A 784-nucleotide genomic window follows, 5' to 3' on the forward strand; every position below is an offset into this window, starting at 1 on the left:
GTGGTATATTCAAGTGATTTGAATAAGGAAGGAGCCATCAAGTCCATTTCTCCTCTAGCTTCATAGTAATAAGCCAAAGTCTTGTACAGGTATTGTTTGTTTTCATCGATGATATTTTCTTCCTTGGAAAGGAAGTCAATAACAAAGCTAGCGTCTTCAAATTGTCTGTGGTCAATGAAAGACCTTAAAAGTTGAATCAATGCAATATGCCTTACATCGTCTTGCTCACTATTAACATTTAAGAATTTGAAAGTGTTTTGGGCTTCTTCATACTGGCCTCGGTAGTAATCTACCTTGCCGATCAGGTAATAGGAAGGGTCAACCCATTTGCTTATTTTATGCCAATCCACTGCTTTTGAAGCCATCTCTCTCGCTTCTTTCAGAAGTTCTTCCTTGGATTCAATGGTCGCACTGTCTATGGTATAAAAACAGGGAGTACTTGAGAGAAGTCTTCCTGGTATTCATTTTCTATTTCATCTTCTAATTCAAGAATTTTTTCTTTGGCATAATAATAGGCATTGAATTTGGCCGTTGTGTTATGATACAAACGGTTGGTAAATGTGTCTTTCTGCGAGGAGCAGGAAGGTAGCAGATTCAAGGCGATAGCCAAAAAGAAAATAAAATGTTCCTTTGCAATGTTTTTATGTTTGAATTCTTGTCCAAATTAGTTCTTTTGGAATAAATATTTAAACGAAAGGAATTAAATTCTATTTTTGTAAAAAATAATATCTAAAACAAGTGTCCATTTGAGCCTTAAACAGAAAATAAACGACTGGATAGAAAC

2 protein-coding genes are annotated in these 784 nt (G+C 35.1%); both read right to left on the minus strand.

What is annotated here, in order from left to right; translation table 11 throughout:
• Positions 1-365 (minus strand): tetratricopeptide repeat protein (locus ADIWIN_RS20935; protein WP_040757651.1); only part of this gene is annotated, 365 nt, incomplete at its 3' end.
• 50 nt (positions 366-415) lie between these two features.
• Positions 416-547 (minus strand): hypothetical protein, encoded by a 132-nt coding sequence (locus ADIWIN_RS21695; RefSeq protein WP_020894768.1) that lies wholly within the window; start codon positions 545-547, stop codon positions 416-418.
• Positions 548-784 lie beyond the last annotated feature (237 nt).

The sequence above is a fragment of the Winogradskyella psychrotolerans RS-3 genome (genome assembly GCF_000427335.1).
Lineage (GTDB): Bacteria > Bacteroidota > Bacteroidia > Flavobacteriales > Flavobacteriaceae > Winogradskyella > Winogradskyella psychrotolerans.